The 18,911-nt window shown below is 66.9% G+C and carries 15 protein-coding genes; 7 read left to right on the forward strand and 8 right to left on the reverse strand.

Going from position 1 to position 18,911, the window contains the following annotated elements; genetic code table 11:
- Positions 1-5: 5 nt before the first annotated feature.
- From AB7849_RS07160 to trxA, 4 genes are all read right to left on the reverse strand, one after another.
- Positions 6-1,487, reverse strand: coding sequence for a sensor histidine kinase (locus tag AB7849_RS07160; protein ID WP_369500758.1), 1,482 nt, complete (start codon positions 1,485-1,487; stop codon positions 6-8).
- A complete protein-coding gene (locus AB7849_RS07165) occupies positions 1,474-2,139 on the reverse strand; it encodes a response regulator (protein WP_008215920.1) in 666 nt (221 codons plus the stop codon). The genes AB7849_RS07160 and AB7849_RS07165 overlap by 14 nt, the downstream gene beginning before the upstream one ends.
- Before the next feature lie 154 nt (positions 2,140-2,293).
- Positions 2,294-4,069 carry a transcription termination factor Rho gene (gene rho, locus AB7849_RS07170; protein WP_369500759.1) on the reverse strand — a complete coding sequence of 592 codons (1,776 nt, stop codon included), beginning with the start codon at positions 4,067-4,069 and terminating at the stop codon, positions 2,294-2,296.
- A gap of 164 nt (positions 4,070-4,233) precedes the next feature.
- Positions 4,234-4,560, reverse strand: a complete 327-nt coding sequence (gene trxA, locus AB7849_RS07175; protein WP_008217218.1) for a thioredoxin TrxA — start codon at positions 4,558-4,560, stop codon at positions 4,234-4,236.
- A gap of 462 nt (positions 4,561-5,022) precedes the next feature.
- Between trxA and AB7849_RS07180 the strand changes: the two genes are divergently transcribed.
- The 5 genes from AB7849_RS07180 to ung all read left to right on the forward strand — a co-directional run bounded on the left by AB7849_RS07180 (position 5,023) and on the right by ung (position 10,253).
- Positions 5,023-6,777 carry a DEAD/DEAH box helicase gene (locus AB7849_RS07180; protein WP_369500760.1) on the forward strand — a complete coding sequence of 585 codons (1,755 nt, stop codon included), beginning with the start codon at positions 5,023-5,025 and terminating at the stop codon, positions 6,775-6,777.
- Between the two features lie 87 nt (positions 6,778-6,864).
- Positions 6,865-7,596, forward strand: a complete 732-nt coding sequence (gene ftsE / locus AB7849_RS07185) for a cell division ATP-binding protein FtsE (protein ID WP_202799611.1) — start codon at positions 6,865-6,867, stop codon at positions 7,594-7,596.
- Positions 7,593-8,576 carry a permease-like cell division protein FtsX gene (gene ftsX / locus AB7849_RS07190; RefSeq protein WP_008208490.1) on the forward strand — a complete coding sequence of 328 codons (984 nt, stop codon included), beginning with the start codon at positions 7,593-7,595 and terminating at the stop codon, positions 8,574-8,576. The genes ftsE and ftsX overlap by 4 nt, the downstream gene beginning before the upstream one ends.
- A 136-nt stretch (positions 8,577-8,712) precedes the next feature.
- The gene (locus AB7849_RS07195) at positions 8,713-9,555 is read left to right on the forward strand and encodes a response regulator (RefSeq protein ID WP_092702440.1); all 843 of its coding nucleotides are present in this window, start codon (positions 8,713-8,715) and stop codon (positions 9,553-9,555) included.
- A complete protein-coding gene (gene ung, locus AB7849_RS07200; RefSeq protein WP_008208492.1) occupies positions 9,552-10,253 on the forward strand; it encodes a uracil-DNA glycosylase in 702 nt (233 codons plus the stop codon). The genes AB7849_RS07195 and ung overlap by 4 nt, the downstream gene beginning before the upstream one ends.
- 18 nt (positions 10,254-10,271) lie before the next feature.
- Here the strand turns inward: ung and AB7849_RS07205 are convergent, their stop codons facing one another.
- Positions 10,272-10,949 (reverse strand): Fe2+-dependent dioxygenase, encoded by a 678-nt coding sequence (locus AB7849_RS07205; protein ID WP_008208493.1) that lies wholly within the window; start codon positions 10,947-10,949, stop codon positions 10,272-10,274.
- Positions 10,950-11,297: 348 nt separating this feature from the next.
- Between AB7849_RS07205 and rpoH the strand changes: the two genes are divergently transcribed.
- Positions 11,298-12,158, forward strand: a complete 861-nt coding sequence (gene rpoH / locus AB7849_RS07210; RefSeq protein ID WP_147626307.1) for an RNA polymerase sigma factor RpoH — start codon at positions 11,298-11,300, stop codon at positions 12,156-12,158.
- A 107-nt stretch (positions 12,159-12,265) separates the two neighbouring features.
- Here rpoH and AB7849_RS07215 read toward each other — a convergent pair whose 3' ends face one another.
- From AB7849_RS07215 to AB7849_RS07225, 3 genes are all read right to left on the reverse strand, one after another.
- Complete coding sequence (locus tag AB7849_RS07215) at positions 12,266-13,558, reverse strand: NAD(P)/FAD-dependent oxidoreductase (RefSeq protein WP_369500762.1); 1,293 nt, start codon at positions 13,556-13,558, stop codon at positions 12,266-12,268.
- 71 nt (positions 13,559-13,629) lie between these two features.
- Entirely contained in the window at positions 13,630-15,798 is a 2,169-nt protein-coding gene (locus AB7849_RS07220; RefSeq protein ID WP_092702435.1) for a primosomal protein N', read from the reverse strand.
- A gap of 402 nt (positions 15,799-16,200) precedes the next feature.
- Positions 16,201-17,355 carry a DUF3667 domain-containing protein gene (locus AB7849_RS07225; RefSeq protein ID WP_008207876.1) on the reverse strand — a complete coding sequence of 385 codons (1,155 nt, stop codon included), beginning with the start codon at positions 17,353-17,355 and terminating at the stop codon, positions 16,201-16,203.
- Positions 17,356-17,464: 109 nt separating this feature from the next.
- Here AB7849_RS07225 and AB7849_RS07230 point away from each other — a divergent pair, with 109 nt between their 5' ends.
- Positions 17,465-18,868 carry an MATE family efflux transporter gene (locus tag AB7849_RS07230; RefSeq protein ID WP_008207878.1) on the forward strand — a complete coding sequence of 468 codons (1,404 nt, stop codon included), beginning with the start codon at positions 17,465-17,467 and terminating at the stop codon, positions 18,866-18,868.
- Positions 18,869-18,911: the final 43 nt, after the last annotated feature.

Raw genomic sequence — 18,911 nt, forward strand, 5'->3', positions numbered from 1 at the left:
CGGGATCAGCCGGCGGCCGGGAATTCGACGCGCATGCGTGCGCCACCGGTCGAGCCGTCCAGGATCAGCAGCCGACCTCGATGGGTGCGGGCAATCTCCTCGACGATGGACAGTCCCAGGCCGCTGCCCTGGCCATTGCCGCCGGCGTGGTAGAAGCGCTCGCGCACCCGCTGGCGCAGGTCCGGCGGGATCCCGGGGCCGTCGTCCTCCACTTCCAGATAGGCCAGCCCCTCGGTGGTGCCGCAGCGCACCGTGACCTGGCCGCCGGGCGGCGTGTGCCGGATCGCATTGTCGACCAGGTTCACCAGCAATTCGTGCAGCAGCCAGTGAATGCCCTCGACCTCGGCCGGCTGGCAGTCGGCGCCCAGATCGACATCGGCCACCAGTGACCGGTCGAGCAACGTCGACACCACGGCGCCGACCAGTTCGGGCAGCGCCAGCGGTGTGAAGTCGCTGGCGCGGTGTGCGGAGGGTTCGGCGCGGGCCAGTGCCAGCAACTGGTTGGCGGTATGCGCAAGGCGATCGATGCCGCCCTGCAGTGCGGCAATGCGGGCTTGTTGCGGGCCGCCGGCATTCTCGCGGGCCAGCACTTCGAGCTGGGCCTTGAGCCCGGTCAGCGGCGTGCGCAGCTGGTGTGCGGCATTGGTCAGGAAGTGCTGCTGCGATTGCGCCGAGTCGCGCACCGTCATCAGCAAGGTGTTGAGCGAGTCGACCAGCGGGCGCACTTCGCCGGGTATCGGGGCGGTTGGCAGCGGTTTGAGTTTTTCCGGCGACTGGCTGGCGATCTGCTCGCGCAGCCGGCGCAGCGGTCGCAGTGCCACGGTGATGCCGAGCATGGAAATGGCCAGCACCAGCAGCAGCTGCAGGCTGTCGCCGAGGCCGATGATGGTGTCCAGTCGATGCACCACGCGGTCGCGCCAGTGCATGGTTTCGGCGGCCGTGACCAGCAGCGCCTCGCCGGCCACCGTGGTGCGCAAGCTGACTGCGCGCACCGGCGTACCGTGATAGTCGGCGTTGCGATAGCCGAGGTTGTTGTGTTGGATCGGGGCGGCTACCAGATCGGCATTGCCGGCGATGGTGCTGCCATCGGCACGACTGACCCGGAACAGGAAGGTCTCGTGCGGGTGGAAGTGCGGCGGTGGGGCGTGGTGCGCGAAGGAGGGGGCGGCAAAGCCCGGAGATGGTGGTCGGTGCGATGGACCATGCCAAGTGAGTCGCGGCGGCGGGTGCCTTCCGAAACCGCGCGAAGCTCCCGGCGGCTCCGGCCAACGGACTTTCAGCTGGCCATCCGGTTGTTGCTCGATGTGCGCGGCGATCTCGGTGGCGGTGCGCGACAGCGAACGATCGAACGCGGCATAGACCGGCATCACCAGGGTGTGGTGGTCGATCCAGAAGCCGGCTGCCACCAGCAGCAGCAAGGGCAGCAGCAGATAGCCGAGCAGGCGGCCGCGAATGCTGTGCGCGCGGCGTGGCTCAGGCGTCTTCAAGGCGGTAGCCGAGGCCGCGGATGCTGCGCACCGTGGCATCCGCGCCGAGCTTGGAACGCAGTCGCGAGACATGCACCTCGATCGCGTTGCCGGAGATTTCCTCTTCCCAGCCGACGATGGCCTGCATCAGGCGATCCTTGCTTACCACGCGGCCGCTATGCAGGCTCAGGCATTCGAGGATCGACCATTCGCGCCGGGTCAGGTCCAGGGTCTTGCCGCCGGCGCCAAGCACGCGCTTGCCGGCCAGGTCGATGCGCAGCGCGCCCACGTTCAATTCGTTCGAACCGGCCACGCCGGCGCGGCGGGTCAGCGCGCGGCAACGCGCAGCCAATTCGGGCAGGGCGAACGGTTTGGTCAGGTAGTCGTCGGCGCCGAGGTCGAGCGCACTGACGCGATCGTCCAGGCCGTCGCGGGCGGTGACGATCAGCAAGGGCAACGGATTGCCCTCGTTGCGCAGGCGTCGCACCAGGTCGAAACCGTCCATGCCGGGCAGGCCGAGATCGACGATGGCCAGGTCGTAGTGCGCCGCCGCCAGTCGGGCCGGTGCCGCCTCGGCGGTGGCGACCGCGTCGACCACGTAACCCTCGACCGAGAGGCCGCGGGTGATGGCATCGGACACCAAGGAGTCGTCTTCGACAAGCAGGATGCGCATGGGGGAACCGTCGTGGGCCGGGGATGGAAATGCTAGCAGCCCGACCAGCCAAAGTCCGACAACCTGCCAGCGGCTTGCGGCCGACGATTCCATGCTCCGGAAACGACAAGGCCGGCGGGATGCCGGCCTTGCGTGGCGAAACGGGAGCTTGTGCTCAGCGCTTCATCGAATTGAAGAACTCGTCGTTGGACTTGGTGTTCTTCATCTTGTCGAGCATGAACTCCATCGCTGCCAGCTCGTCCATCGGGTGCAGCAGTTTGCGCAGGATCCAGATCTTGGCCAGCATGTCCGGCTCGATCAGCAGGTCCTCGCGGCGGGTGCCGGAGCGGTTGATGTCGATCGCCGGGTAGACGCGCTTCTCGGAGATGCGGCGGCTCAGGTGCACTTCCATGTTGCCGGTGCCCTTGAACTCTTCGTAGATCACCTCGTCCATCTTGCTGCCGGTGTCGGTCAGCGCGGTGGCGACGATGGTCAGGCTGCCGCCTTCCTCGACGTTGCGGGCGGCGCCGAAGAAGCGCTTCGGACGCTGCAGTGCATTGGCGTCGACACCACCGGTGAGCACCTTGCCGGAGCTGGGCACCACGGTGTTGTAGGCGCGCGCCAGGCGGGTGATCGAGTCGAGCAGGATCACCACGTCCTTCTTGTGCTCGACCAGGCGCTTGGCCCGCTCGATCACCATTTCGGCGACCTGCACGTGGCGCACGGCCGGCTCGTCGAAGGTGGAGCTGATGACCTCGGCGCGCACGCTGCGGGCGATTTCGGTCACTTCCTCCGGGCGCTCGTCGATCAACAGCATGATCAGGTGCGCGTCGGGGTGGTTGTAGCTGATCGCCTGGGCGATGTTCTGCAGCATCATCGTCTTGCCGGACTTCGGCTGGGAGACGATCAGGCCGCGCTGGCCGCGGCCGATCGGCGCGACCAGGTCGAGGATGCGGCCGGTGATGTCCTCGCTCGAACCGTTGCCGCGCTCAAGCTTGAAAGCCGTGCGCGGGAACAGCGGGGTGAGGTTCTCGAACAGCATCTTGTTCTTCGACGCCTCCGGCGGATCGCCGTTGATGTCGTCGACGCGGAGCATGGCGAAGTAGCGCTCGCCTTCCTTCGGATGGCGCACGCGGCCGGTGATGTAGTCGCCGGTGCGCAGGTTGAAACGGCGAATCTGGCTGGGCGAGACGTAGATGTCGTCCGGGCCGGCCAGGTAGGACTCGTCGGCGGAGCGCAGGAAGCCGAAGCCATCCTGCAGGATTTCCAGCACGCCCTCGGCCCAGATGCCGCCGCCGGAGCGGGCGTGCGCCTTGAGGATGTTGAACACCACATCCTGCTTGCGCTGGCGGGCGACGCCTTCGCGGATACCCAGCGACTCGGCGAACTCCAGCAGCTGCGGCGCCTTCATGCGCTTGAGCTCGGTGAGGTTGATCAGACGATCGTTGCTGCCGGCATCGGCATTCTCGTCGTCGTCCATCGGCAAGCCGTTGGGATTGTTGCGCGGATGGTTGTTGCCCTGACCGCCACCTTGGCCACCGGGGCGCTGGCCGCGCTCATGGCGGCGGCGGCGACCGCGGCCGTCACGTTCGTTGCGATTGTTGTTGCCGCCACCGTTGCCGCCGTTATTGCCGTTATTGCCGTTGCCCTGGGCGGGCGCGGACGGGCTGCCTTCGCTCTGGCGCGGTGCATTCGCCTCGCCACTGGCGGGCGACGGGCTGTCGGCAGCCGGAGCTGGCGCGGGTGCAGGCGTCGGCGCTGGGGCCGGCGTCGGTGCGGGCGCGGCGGGTGCGGGAGCGGGAGCGGGTGCGTCCACCGGCAGGCTGGCCTGCACAGGCTTGTCGGCCGACTTGTCGACTTTCTTGCGTGGTGCGCGGGCTCGCGGCTCGGCGGCCGGCTTGGTATCGGCGCGCTTGGCGTCGGTCGGGTCTTTGCTTTCGATATCGGACACGGGCAAACCTCGTGGGGCGCCGTTGGTACAGGAAGGAGGGTGTTGAGCGTCGCGCGGGTCGCGCGGGGGACAGGACAGTCCCGACGGTCTGGACGAATCTAACACCCGCCGCGCGGCGCCGTAAAGCGCGGCGGCGGGGAGGTGCGGCTATTTCAGCGGATGGATCAGAGCGTTTTGTCGATCATCTGGGCCAGTTGGCCCTTGCTGACGGCACCGATCTGGGTGGCCTCGACCTTGCCGTTCTTGAACACCATCAGGGTGGGAATGCCGCGCACGCCGTAGGTGCGGGGCGTCTTCTGGTTGTCGTCGATGTTGATCTTGGCGATGCGCAGCTTGCCCTGGTACTGGGTGGCCAGCTCGTCGAGGATCGGCGCGATGGCCTTGCACGGGCCGCACCATTCGGCCCAGAAATCGAGCAGCACGGGGGTGTCGGACTGCAGCACTTCGGCCTCGAAGGCGTCGTCGCTCACATGGGTAATCAGGTCGCTCATCGGGGTCTCCGTGGATGGCGTAGGGGGTAAATGACGACCGCGCGGCCGGCATCGGCTACACTCAGGCGCCCAAGTTGCGCCGGACGAGCCGTATTCTCGTACATGGGATTGCCCTTGCGGCAGGTTTCCATTCCAGCGTAACTCGGGGCGCGATTCAAGAGATTCAAGGAGCCTGCCAGTCAAAACCCGGCAAGTTCCCTGGGCAGCAGCGGAAGGTTCCGTTGACATTGGCGAGGCGGCTGGGCTTGAGCCCCTTCGCCAATGCCAGCGGGACCGACGCGGGATCTGCCTTCGTCGTGCGACACCGCCTGCGGTCGTAGCGGACACCTCCACCAGAGCCTTTCGAGGGCCGGGGGGGCCCGCGCCGCGCCGTGTTGCATCCATCCACCCGTTCCGGATCATCCGACCCGCGAACCGGGCCGGCCGCCTTGGCGGCCCCCCGCCTTACGCATGCCTACTTAAATGTCACAAACCGTACTCACCGATACCTTTTTCGCCAACTTCAACCTTCATCCGCTGCTGCAGCAAGGCCTGGACGAAGCCGGCTTCACCCGCTGCACGCCCATCCAGGAACTGACCCTGCCGGTGGCGCTGGCCGGTCGTGACGTCGCTGGCCAGGCCCAGACCGGCACCGGCAAGACCTGCGCCTTCCTGGTCGCGCTGATGAACCGCCTGCTGACCACGCCGGCCGTGGCCGAGCGCCGGGATTCCGATCCGCGTGCGCTGGTGATCGCGCCGACCCGTGAGCTGGCCATCCAGATCGACAAGGATGCCCGCGCCATCGGCGCCCATACCGGCCTGCGCACCGCGCTGATCTACGGCGGCGTCGATTACGACAAGCAGCGCCAGCAGCTCAAGGACGGCTGCGACATCATCATCGCCACCCCGGGCCGCCTGCTCGATTACCACAAGCAGGACGTGTTCGGATTCAACGGCGTCGAGGTGATGGTGGTCGACGAGGCCGACCGCATGTTCGACCTCGGCTTCATCAAGGACGTGCGCTTCATCTTCCGCCGCCTGCCGGCGCGCGAGCAGCGCCAGGTGCTGCTGTTCTCCGCCACGCTGAGCCATCGCGTGCTGGAACTGGCCTACGAGCACATGCACGAGGCCGAGAAGCTGGTGGTGGAGACCGACAACGTCACCGCCGACAAGGTGCGCCAGGTGGTCTACTTCCCGGCCAAGGAAGAGAAGATGCCGCTGCTGATGAACCTGCTGGAGCGCGAAAAGCCCAGCCGCAGCATCGTTTTCGTCAACACCAAGGCCGCCGCCGAGCGCATCACCGATCGCGTCAAGCGGCAGGGCTACCGCGCCGGCGCGCTGTCCGGCGACGTGCCGCAGCTCAAGCGCCAGAAGTTGCTGCAGCGCTTCCAGGACAGCCAGCTCGAGATGCTGGTCTGCACCGACGTGGCCGCGCGCGGCCTGCACATTCCCGCGGTCAGCCATGTCTTCAACTACGACCTGCCGCAGGATGCCGAGGATTACGTGCATCGCATCGGCCGTACCGCGCGGCTGGGCGCCGAGGGTGATGCGATCAGCTTCGCCTGCGACCTGTACGCGATGAGCCTGCCCGAGATCGAGGAATACATCGGCCAGAAGATCCCGGTCGCCACGATCGAGCCGGACATGCTGGTGATGCCGAAGCCGCACGCGATCGACCCGGAGTTCGTCGCCGCCGCCGCGGCCGACAGCGCCGCGTTCGGCGACAAGGTGGAAGCACGTGGCGACGAGAAGAAGCCGTCGCGCCATGGCGAGCGTCGCAGCGGCGGCCGTGGCGACAGTCGCAGCAGCGGTGGCCGCAATGGCGAACGCGGTCCGCGTCCGTCCTCCGAACGCAAGCCGCGCCCGGTCGCATCGGTCGAGGCGGCCGAAGTGGCGGTGGCCGCGCCCGCTGCTGCCGCGACGCCGGCCGGTGGCGAAACGCCTGCCGCGGAAGGGGCGCCGAAGCGGCGCCGCCGTCGTGGTGGTCGCGGTCGCCGTCGCAACGGCGAAGGTGCACCGGCGAATGGTGCCGAGAATGCCGTCACCAGCGAGTCGGCCTCCAAAACCGAGCGCAGTGGCAATCGCTCTGCCCGGACCGAGCGGCCGCCGCGCGAGCGGACGAATGGCGAAGCCGGCCATCGTCCGTCGCGGCAGGTAGCCACGCAGGCCGCCGTCGCGGCAGCACCGAAGAAGCCGAGCCTGTTCCGTCGCCTCAGCCGCCTGTTTACCGGCCGCTGAGCGGTTGGCACCTTCTTCCCGATCCGGAAGAAGGTGCACGCCGGCTGACTCCACACGACCGAAGCGACGCATATCGGTTCTTGTTTCATGCGCGCTCCCGTATCCTTGGCGCCGGTGTGGACTGAGCTTCGGGGGCACGCGGTGATTCGCTTCGATCAGGTAAGCAAGCGGTACGAGAGCGGCCACGAGGCGCTGTCGCAACTTTCCTTCGAGGTGAAGGAAGGCGAGATGGCCTTTGTCACCGGCCATTCCGGCGCCGGCAAGAGCACCCTGCTCAAGCTGCTGGCGTTGATCGAGCGCCCCTCGCACGGCCACATCGTGCTGGATGGCCAGCCGCTGGCGAAGATCCATCGCGGCGGCATCCCGAAATTGCGTCGGCGCATCGGCATGGTCTTCCAGGATCATCGCCTGCTGATGGATCGCACCGTATTCGCCAATGTCGAGTTGCCGCTGGTGATCGGTGGCGTGGCGCCGGTCGAACGCCGCCGCCGCGTGCGCGCCGCGCTGGAGAAGGTGGGCCTGCTCGATTACGAGCGCCAGTTGCCCGATTCGCTGTCCACTGGTGAACAGCAACGCGTCGGCATTGCCCGCGCCATCGTCGGTCGGCCGACATTGCTGATCGCCGACGAGCCGACCGGCAACCTTGATCCGCAACTGGCGGTGGAAATCATGGAATTGTTCGCCGAGTTCCAGCAGGTCGGCACCACCGTGCTGGTCGCCAGCCACGACTTGCCGCTGATCAAGCGCATCCGGAAGCGCGTGGTGGTGCTCGATCACGGCCGGCTGGTGGCGGACGTTGCCGCCGAGGAGGTGCTGTGAACGCGCCCATCGAAAAACCCGAGGCCGAATCGTCCGAGGCGGCCGAGCGCAGCCACCATACCCGTGCGCGACCTTTCGCCAGCTGGCGCGAACACCATGTCTGGAGCGCCGTGGCCAGCCTGCGCCGATTGGGCTCGCGTCCGTTCGGCACCTTGCTGACCGTGGCGGTGATGGGTCTGGCGCTGGCCTTGCCGCTGACTTTCTACCTGCTGCTGGGCAACGTGCAGCATCTTGGTGACGCGTTGGGGCGCAATCCCGCGATCAGTGTGTTCCTGCAGCCGGGGCAACCCGGCAGCGTGGCGCAGCTGCTGGCCAAACAGGTCGGCGAGCGCAACGATGTCGCCACGGTGACGCTGAAGACACCGCAGCAGGGCATGGACGAACTGGCCAAGATGCAGGGCTTCTCCGACGCGCTGCATGTGCTGGATGACAATCCGCTGCCCTACGTGCTGCAGGTGCAACCGAAAGATGGCCTCGACGCGGCCACGATCGACCGCCTGGCGACCGACCTGCGCGGTCTGCATGGCGTGGACACGGTGCAGGACAGCGGCAGCTGGCGACAGCGGCTCGATGCCCTGCTTGGCGTGGGCGATCGCATCGTGCTGCTGCTGGCCGGTTTGCTTGCACTGGCCGCGCTGCTGGTGGTGGGCAATACGGTGCGGGTGGACATCGCCAGCCGCGCCGAGGAAATCGGCGTGCTGATGCTGGTCGGCGCCAGCCGCGCCTTCGTGCGCCGGCCCTATCTGTATGCCGGCATCTGGTACGGTTTGTTCAGCGGCGTGCTGGCATTACTGCTGGCGTTGCTGGTCGAATGGTCGCTGCTCGGACCGGTGGCACAGTTGAGCCAGGCCTATGCTGGCAAACTGCGCATTGGCGGGTTGCCGCCATCGCTGCTGCTGGCCGTGCCGCTGGCCGCTGCCGTACTGGGTTGGCTCGGTGCGCGCCTGGTCAGCGCATGGCAATTGCGCCGGGCGGCATGAACACAAGCCGCCGCGCCGTGGGATCGACGCGCGGCATCTTCACGGCCCCCGGGTTTGCAGCCCATGGGCCCGTGGCGCCGGGAGGGCGCCACACGACGTACCGTCACGGACGTCCGTACAAGCAGGTGGACAGGGGATGAGTGGAAGTATCAGCAATCGCCTCGCCAGCGCCGCGCCGCGCGTGCTGGTGGTCGATGGCTCCAAGGTGGTGCGCCAGTTGATTGCGCGCGTGTTGCGCGCCGAGCTGCCGGAGGCCGAAGTCGTCGACTGCGGCACCGGGGCCGAGGCACAGCGCCTGCTCGAAGGCGGGGTGTTCGATTTCATCACCATTGCACTGCGCCTGCCCGACATGGACGGGCTGGAGCTGGCCCATTACGTGCGCGAATCGGCGCCGCAGATCTACGTGCCGATCGTGGTGGTATCCGGCGATGTCGATGCGCGCCTGCACCAGCGTTCGCTGGGTGAGGACGTCACCGACTATTTCGACAAGTCGCTGGGCTTCAAGGCGCTGGCCGAGTTCATCCGCGGCTACGTGCGTCCGGAAAGCGCCGCCGAGGGCACCGTGCTGTACGTCGAGGACAGCCGCGTGGTGGCGCTGGCGACCCGTCGCATGCTGGAGAAGATCGGTCTCACCGTGCGCCACGTGGTCAGCGTGGAAGACGCGCTGGCACTGCTGGAAACCGAGCGCGCGCAAGGCCAGGTGGGCGCCGACGTGGTGCTCACCGATGTCAGCCTGAAGGGCGAACTGACCGGCGGCGACCTGCTCGATCAGATACGCAACCAGTTCCACTACGGCAAGGGCAAGTTGCCGGTGCTGGTGATGACCGGCGACGAGAACCCGGCCAACCAGGCCGCCCTGCTCAGAGCGGGCGCCAACGATCTGGTGGAGAAGCCGGTGGAAGAAAAACTGCTGATCACCAAGCTGTTGTTCCAGTTGCGCGTGGCGCAACACCTGCGCGGTCACGACGCGGCGGCATGAGCGGCGAGCACATCCAGCTGGAACCATCGTGGAAGGCGCGCATCGGTGCTTACCTGGAACGTCCCGAGATGCGCGCGCTGGCCGATTTCCTGCGCGCGGAGAAACGCGCCGGCAAGGTGATCTATCCGCCCGGCCCGGAAATCTTCGCGGCCTTCGCGCACACCCCGTTCGACGCGGTGCGCGTGGTGATCCTGGGCCAGGACCCGTACCACGGCCCGGGCCAGGCCCACGGGCTGTGCTTTTCGGTGCGTCCGGGCGTGCGGCCGCCACCGTCGCTGCAGAACATCTTCAAGGAGATCGCCCGTGATCCCGGCCTGTCCCCGCCCGACCATGGCTGCCTGACACCGTGGGCCGAGCGCGGCGTGCTGCTGCTCAACAGCGTGCTGACGGTGGAACAGGGCCGCGCTGCCGCACATCAGGGCAAGGGCTGGGAGGGTTTCACCGACGCGGCCATCGATGCGCTCAATCGCGAGCGCGAGGGCATCGTGTTCCTGCTCTGGGGCAGCTACGCGCAGCGCAAGGGCCAGCTGATCGATCGCCAGCGCCACTGCGTGCTGACGTCCGTCCACCCCTCGCCGCTGTCTGCCCATCGCGGCTTCATCGGCTGCGGCCATTTCTCCGCCGCCAACCAGTACCTCGAAAGCCGCGGGCTGGCGCCCATCGACTGGTCGCTGCCGCCGCGCGCGGCGTTGGGGTAAAGCACGTTTCGAGGCGAACTAGATGACGTCGGCCCACATGCGCAGCAGGTTCGCGTGCGAGCGGCTGATGGCATCGAAGGTCTCGGTCTTGCCTTCCTTGCCGAAGATCTGGCGCTTGGCGCTTTCCAGATCCCACAGCAGTTCGCGCCGGGCCGGATCGCGCACCAGGCTCTGTACCCACATGATGCCGGCCTGGCGCACGCCCCGGGTCACCGGCTTGACGTGATGCAGCGTATTGGCGGGGTAGGCGATGGCCTCGCCGGCTTTCAGCTTGAACTCGTATTCCATGCCGCTGGTGTGCACCACCAGTTCGCCACCGTCGTAGCTTTCCGGGTCGGACAGGAACAGCGTGATCGCGATGTCGCTGCGTACGGCGCTGCCCATGCCACCCATCACGGCGGTGTCGACATGCGGCCCGTACTGCATGCCCGTGCCGTAGCGGTTGAACATCGCCATGGTGGTTGCCGCCGGCAACAGGGCTGCCTGCAGCAGTCCGTTGCGCAGGAAGGCGTTGCGCATGATGTCGGCCATCCGGCCATGGCTATCGCTGCGGGGATCGACCTGCTGGTTTCTTTTCACCTCGCGGGCCGACCAGCCGGCGGTAGTGGCGCCGTCGACGAACGGTGCGTGCTCCAGTTCCTTGCGTATCGTGCCGAGCTCGTCGGCGGCCAACACGTTGGGGACACAGATGATCAAGAGAATTCCCCCGGCAGTTCAGGCTATGAATGAAATGTGTCGAGGCATTGTAGTCAGCCGGACTTGTACGGGGAAACGTGGGCACGTTGCTTGGCATGTTCCGCCGTGGTCAGCTGTAACCGCGGCGCCCGGGGCAGCGAACTGCATGATTGAGGACGAGCCTGTGGTGCGCCACCCTGCCAAACGGGCCATGCCGGCCGCCGGGAGTCCCGCCAGTATGGACAAGCCGGGATTATTTCTGTACTATACGGTTTATTAAATTTGACGGGTTCCCCACGGAACCTATGGCATCTTTAGCACTCCAAGTACCAGAGTGCTAAGCTGATCCCTCATTCAGGAGGTTCCAACATGTCTCAAGCCTTGGTGACCGCCAATCTGCCGGTGCCCAGCGTCGTCGGCAGTCTGGATGCCTATATTTCGGCGGTCCATCGCATCCCCGTGCTCAGTCAGGACGAGGAGCAGTCGCTGTCGCGTCGCTACAACGAGGACGAAGACCTGGCTTCGGCAAAGAAGCTGGTGATGTCGCACCTGCGTTTCGTGGTCCACGTGGCACGTGGCTATTCGGGCTACGGCCTGCAGTTGGCCGACCTGATCCAGGAAGGCAACATCGGTCTGATGAAGGCGGTGAAGCGTTTCGACCCGGATCAGGGCGTGCGCCTGGTCAGCTTCGCGGTGCACTGGATCCGCGCCGAGATGCACGAATTCATCCTGCGCAACTGGCGCATCGTCAAGGTGGCCACCACCAAGGCGCAGCGCAAGCTGTTCTTCAACCTGCGCAAGAGCAAGAAGCGCCTGGGCTGGATGAACGCCGAGGAAGTGCGCGTGGTGGCGAAGGATCTGGGCGTGCCGGAAGCGACCGTGCGCGAGATGGAATCGCGCCTGTCGGGCCGTGACATCGGCTTCGAAGCGCCGGTGGATGCCGACGACGACGCCAAGCCGGCACCGGCGGCGTTCCTGATCGACGACGGCGCCGACCCGTACGACAACGTGGCCGATGCCGACCAGGTCGACAACCGCATGGAAACGCTGTCGAACGCGCTGCAGAAGCTGGACGATCGCTCACGCGACATCATCCAGCGCCGCTGGTTGAGCGAAGACAACAAGGCCACGCTGCAGGATCTGGCTGACGAGTACGGCGTTTCCGCCGAACGCATCCGTCAGGTCGAGGCCAATGCGATGAAGAAGATGCGTGGCTTGTTCGCGGCCTGAGTGTCGACATCACCACAAGTGACTGCAACGGCCCGCCTGTGCGGGCCGTTTGCTTTTCATGGTGTGGATTCCGTGGCGCTGCTTGCGCTGAGGGCCCCCGGAATCAATCAGTCCGCGTCTGTGCGCTGGTCCTCGCTCACGATGATTCGCGCATGCCGCTGGTGCGTCCAGTAAGCCCAGGCCCAGTCCAGCATCACCACCAGCCGGTTGCGGAAGCCGATCAGGAATGCGATGTGGGCGAGCAGCCACACGGTCCAGGCGGCCAGGCCGGACAGCTTCAGCCGGCCGAACTGCGCCACGGCCGCCATGCGCCCGATGGTCGCCAGCGAGCCGTCGTCACGATAGCGAAACGGTTTGGCGTCGTGTTTGCCTTTCAGGCGGGAACGGATCGCCGCCGCCACGTATTGGCCCATCTGCTTGGCCGCCGGGGCCACGCCGGGTACCGGCTTGCCATGAGTCTGCCTGAGACCGGCCAGGTCGCCGATGACGAAAACCTCCGGGTGGTCGGGCAGGGTCAGATCGGGCTGTACCTGCACGCGTCCGGCGCGATCCAGCGGCGCGCCCAGCAGGCGGCCGATGGGCGAGGCTGCCACGCCGGCGGCCCACAATACGGTGCGTGCGGCCAGCCGTTGCTCGCCGATGTTCACCCCCTCGGCATCGATCGCGGTAACGGCATCGCCGGTGCGCACCTCCACGCCGAGTTGCTCGAGTTGCTTGCGGGCCTTGTCCGACAACACCGGATCGAAGGCCGGCAACAGCCGTGGGCCGGATTCGATCAGGCGCACCGTGGCCTGGCGCGGGTCGCTGCGGCGGAACTCGCGCGGCAAGGTGTGGCGGGCCAGTTCGATCAGGGTGCCGGCCAGTTCCACGCCGGTCGAGCCGCCACCGACCACGACGAAATTGAGCCACGCCTGGCGCAGCGCCGGGTCGTCTTCGCGCTCGGCCTGTTCGAATGCCATCAGCACGCGCCGACGAATCAGGAAGGCGTCGTCCAGGGTCTTCAGCCCCGGCGCGAACGGCGCCCAATCGTCGTGGCCGAAATAGGCATGGGTGGCTCCGGTGGCGACGACCAGCAGGTCATAGTCCAGCGTGCCGTGGTCGCATGTCACCCGACGCGCGGCCAGGTCGATGCCGGTCACCTCGTCCAGCAAGACGGTGAGGTGGCGCTGGCGTCGCAGGATCTGCCGCAACGGGGCGGAGATCGAGGGCGCGGCGAGGCTGGCGGTCGCGACCTGGTAAAGCAGCGGCTGGAACAGATGATGGTTGTGCCGATCCACCAGCGTGACCCGCACCGGAGCGCCGGCGAGACTTTGCGCCGTACTCATGCCACCGAAACCACCGCCGAGGATGAGTACGTGGGGCCACGTCGCCGGGTCCGTGGAGTCAGTAGGCATCGTCATCGGCCTCTCGCAAAAAGGGCAGTCGCTACAGTTTGCCCGGGCTGGCGTGCAAAGCGGGTCGATGGCGTCGCTCAGTAAAGATCGACCGGATCGACGTCCAGCGACCAGCGGACCCGTCGCGCCGCGGGCAGCGCGAACAACGTGGATTGCCAGGCGCGCAATACCTCGTGCAGGGCACTGCGACTGTCGCCCTCCAGCAGCAATTGGCCGCGATGACGACCGGCGCGCAGCGGCATCGGCGCCGGCATCGGGCCGGCGACCTGCAGCGGGTGACCTGCCGGCAATGCGGCGTTGGCCGCATGCAGGAACGCATCGACGTGGCCGCGCTGGTGCGCCTCGGCCCGCAGCAGCGCCTGATGACTGAACGGCGGCAGCAGGGCCAGCCGGCGCTCGGCCAGCAGTTCCTGCGCAGCGGCGGCGTAGCCCTGGGCCAGCAACTGGCGCAGCAGCGGATGATCGGGATGATGGGTTTGCAACAGCACGCGACCGGGTTTCGCCGCGCGTCCGGCGCGTCCGGCCACCTGCACCACGGTCTGCGCCAGCCGTTCGCCAGCGCGAAAATCCACGCTGAGCAGGCCTTCGTCCACGCCGACGATGGCGACCAGGGTGAGGTTGGGCAGGTCGTGGCCCTTGGCCAGCATCTGGGTGCCGACCAGGATGGCGGGCGCATCGTTGCGCAGGCCGTCGAGCAACTGTTCGAAGGTGTCGCGACGGCGGGTGGTTTCGCGATCGATGCGCAGCACCGGCACGGTGGGGAATTGCGTGGTCAGCGCTTCTTCCAGCCGCTCGGTGCCCTGGCCTTGCGGCTTCAGCTCCGTCGCGCCGCAGGACGGGCAGACCGTCGGTACCGGTGCGCGGCGGTCGCAGTGATGGCAGATCAGCTGGCGCCGGCCGACATGCAAAGTCATGGGCCGTTCGCAGCGCGGGCAGTCGGCGTGCCAACTGCACTGGTAGCACAGCAGTACCGGGGCGTAACCGCGCCGGTTCTTGAACACCAGCACCTGTTCGCCGCGCGCCACCGTGTCCGCCACCGCGCTGAGCAGGGTGGGCGACAAGCCATGTTCGAGACGCTGCGCGCGCATGTCCACGATCTGCACCTGCGGCGGTCGGACCGCGCCGGGGCGCGCACGCAGGTGCAATCCCCGATAGCGACCGGCGACGACGTTGGCCAGCGATTCCAGCGACGGCGTGCCCGAGCCCAGCAGCACCGGCACGCCCAGTGCGCGGGCGCGCACCACGGCGAGGTCGCGCGCGTGGTAGCGGAAGCCGTCCTGCTGTTTGTAGGCGCCGTCGTGTTCCTCGTCCACGATCAGGATGCCGGCCTGCGGCAATGGCGTGAACACCGCCGAGCGGGTACCGAGGATGACCCGCGCTTCGCCGTTGCGCGCGCGCAGCCAGGCGCGCGCGCGGTCGCCCTCGGACAGGTTGGAATGCAGCACTTCCACCGGTACGCCCAGCCGTTCGCGCAGGCGGCGCACGGTTTGCGGCGCCAGCCCGATCTCGGGCACCAGCAGCAACGCCTGCCGGCCTTGCGCCAATGCCTGGGCGATCAGCGCCAGATAGACCTCGGTCTTGCCGCTGCCGGTGACGCCGTCGAGCAGGAAAGGCTGGAACTGGCCGAGCATGCTGGCCACGGCGGCGACTGCGGCCTGCTGTTCGTCGTTCAGGGCGGGGGCGGTGGTGACGGTGGTGGCGACGGAACGTGCAGCGACGCGTTCGATCAGCCCGGCCGGTGCCAGTCGGCGAGCGGCGGTGCGCCAACCGGGCAGGCGCTCGCTCAATTCGGTGGCCGCCAGCGGCATGGCGACCAGCGCCTGCAACAGGTCGCGACTGCCACCGCGGCGACTGCCGGCGTCCAGTGCGCTCTGACCGGACACGGTCAGTGCCCAGGTTTCGTCGCGGGTATCGGGGAGTGGGCGAGGTTCGCGCAAGGCCAGCGGCAGCGCGTTGGCGTAGGCCTCGCCGGGGGCGCCGAGCCAGTAGTCGGCGGCCCAGGCCAGGCTGCGCATCAGTTCGGCATCGAGCAGTGGCGCGTCGTCCAGCGCCTGGATCGCAGGCTTGAGCCGCGATTTGCCGATCGCGCTGTCCGCCGCCACGTCGACCACCACGCCCACCGCCTTGCCCCGCCCGAACGGCACCAGCACGCGGCTGCCCGGCACCGCCTGGCCCGTGGCGGGCGGCAGGTAGTCGAACAGGCTGGGCAGGGGAACCGGCAGGGCGACGCGGAGTACGGCTGGCATGCGAACCTCGTGGCGGTCCAGTGTATCGCGTGGACAGCCACTGACGGCTGCAGCCCGATCCTGCAGCTGAAGATCGATCCGGCGGGCGCTTGCCGGGGCCTGTTGCCGAAAACTCCAGGAAAGGCGGGTAAGTGACTAACCTCTTACAGGTTTTCCGCTTATCCACAGCTGCTGTGGATAAGTCTGTGGATGCAACGTGGAGAGCATGCCCCGAAGCGCGTGGCTACGGACCTTTGGACGGCGTGGACAAGTTTTAGTCACGAATAAATAGTGTTTATTTTCAATGCTTTGAAAAATGCGCCCGAGCATGGATTCAGGCTGCAGCAAGACTTGACAAGCGTGGATGTCAAGACATTGCTGCTGTGCAAAACCCCGCGCGACAGCCATTGGGAAGAGCCTCACTCACTGGGCCGCGCCGAGTATCGCCGCCATGGTCAGCACCAGACCCAGCAGCAAGAGGTAGCACCACCCGATGCACCAATATTTCAGCCATGTCATCAGCCAGCCTTGCCGGTACAGGCGCTTCTGCATCAGAAACAGGTAAACGGGCGCCCACAGCAGCAGAATCCGTCCCAGCCAGTTCAGCGGCCAGGTGGTCCACAGCGCGTGCGGCTCCAGCCAGTGGGCGAACACGGTGAGCAAGATGCACAGCAGCAGCCACAGGAACAGGAAGGCCTGGCTGTGCAGGGCCACGATCAGGTGCTCCATGTAGAGCCGTCGCTTGAACACGTAGAACAGCTTCAGCAGCAACGCGAAGATCGGCACCAGAACCAGCATCGCTCCCGGCAGCTTGCCGAAGATGCCATTGAGCATGCGCTGCCTGGCCGCTTCCCGGCTGACCGCATCGCCGTGCTTGTAGAGATGCAAGTTGTCGACGACGTGCTGCGCCATGGCCGTCAGGCGCCGGTTGGCGAAGTCGGGCAGCCAGCCGAGCCGGATCGGTTGTATCGGTTTGAGACGCGCGGATTCATCCGCGGCTTTCGGCGCGCTGGACGGCACGGCCAACGGTGGGGCGTGCAATTCGGCCAGCCGCCGGTTGGCGGCCTCACGCAGGCGTTGCTTGGCCTGGACGGCCTGGGCGGCCATGTCGCTGTCGCCGTAGATTTGCACGGCGTTGAGGGCATTCAACTGGTCATCGAGCCTGTCGCGCACGGCGGTGGCACTGTCGGCGTGCGCAAAGTCCTTGCTGCCGTCGTGCAATACCTCGGACTGGTATTGACCGAGCGTGTGCGAGACGAATTCCGTGGTAGCCAGGTGCAGCACGAAGAACACCAGCAGGCACAACACGAACATCAGCCGGAACGGCGCGATGTAGCGCACGCGGCGGCCGGCGAAATATTCCAGTGTCAGGAAGCCCGGCTTCAGGAACAGCGCGGGCAACGTGTGCAGGATGCGGCTGTCGATGTGCAGCACCGTCTCGACGGTTTCCTCGACCATGTGGTGCATCGGCTTCAGCACGCTGTGCACCGACTGGCCGCAGTGATGGCAGAACTCGCCCTGCAGCGGCTCGCCGCAATTGGCGCAGTGCAGGCCTTCGAACGACGTCAGTTCCTTCATTCCCCATCCCCATGCGGCTCAGCGCGGGATCTTGGCACAAGCCGACGTGCGGGACAGCCATGACCGATGGCTCGGGTACAATGCCCGCCCACCGAGGTATACCTTGTCCATGAAGTCCTTCCGTCCCGATCGTGCCCGCATCGCGCGCGAGATCGGCGCCACCGTGCGCCTGGCCTTGCCGCTGATCCTGGCCCAGCTCGCCGCCATCGGCAGCAACGTGATCGACACCATGCTGTCCGGGCATTACAGCGCGCACGTGATGGCCGCGGTGGCGGTGGGCGCCAGCATCTGGTCGCTGGCGATCGTCAGCGGCATCGGCGTGATGATGTCGGTGCCGCCGTCGGTGTCGCAGCTTGATGGTGCGGGGCGGCGCAGCGAGGTCGGCGCGGTGTTTCGCCAGTCGTTGTGGCTGGCGCTGATCCTGGGCGTGCTGCTGTGGTTTGCGGTACGCCATGCGGAACCGCTGATCCAGCTGATCGGCGTGACCCCGACCCTGTATCGCTCGGTGGGCGAATTCCTGCACGCGATCAGTTGGGGCGCGCCGGCGCTGACCTGCTACTTCGCGTTTCGTGGATTGTCCGAAGGCCTGTCGCTGACGCGACCGTCGATGTATTTCAGCCTCGGCGGGCTGGTGCTGCTGGTGCCGCTGGGTTACGTGTTCATGTTCGGCAAGCTGGGCCTGCCGCCGCAGGGCGCGCGTGGTTGCGGCATCGCCACCGCCACGGTGCTGTGGCTGGAAATGCTGGGCTTTGCCACGTATGTGCTGCGACATTCCGACTATCACGGGCTGGGCCTGCTGGACGGCTTCGAATGGCCGAAGTGGGAACGCATCGGGCACCTGTTGCACATCGGCTTGCCGATGGCGGTGACGCTGCTGGCCGAGGCCAGTTTGTTCGTGGGTGCGGCGCTGCTGATGGGTACGCTGGGCGAAGACGTGGCGGCCAGCCATCAGGTGGCGCTGAACGTGGCCTCGCTGTTTTTCATGATCCCGCTGGGGCTGGCGATGGCGATCACCGTGCGGGTGGGCAATGCGGTGGGCCGTGGCGATCCGGCCGGCGTGCGCTATGCGGGTTTCTGCGGCATCGGCCTGACCCTGGTCACGCAACTGGTGTCGGCCGGGGTGATGCTCAGCGTGCCGCATTTCATCGCCTCGCTGTACACGCATGACCCCAGGGTGATCGGCCTGGCCGCGCAACTGCTGGTGCTGGCCGGACTGTTCCAGCTTTCCGATGGCATCCAGGTGGTCTCCAACGGGGCTTTGCGCGGGTTGAAAGACACCCGCGTGCCGATGGCGATCACCCTGTTCGCCTACTGGGTGGTGGGCATGCCCACGGGCTGGTGGCTGGCGTTCCACCATGGGCTGGGCGCGCGCGGCATGTGGATGGGCCTGATCGCGGGCTTGAGCGTGGCGGCGGTGCTGCTGTTCGTGCGCTTCTGGCGCAGTTCGCGGCATCCGCACTTCGTCGGCGAGAGCCGGCTGGATGACTTGCCGTATATCGCGCCGAGCTTGTGAGCCGGCGCATCCACGCATGAGCCGAAGCCCGGCATGTCGCCGG

It is taken from the genome of Rhodanobacter sp. FW021-MT20 (assembly GCF_041107475.1).
In the GTDB taxonomy this organism is placed as follows: Bacteria; Pseudomonadota; Gammaproteobacteria; order Xanthomonadales; family Rhodanobacteraceae; genus Rhodanobacter_A; species Rhodanobacter_A glycinis.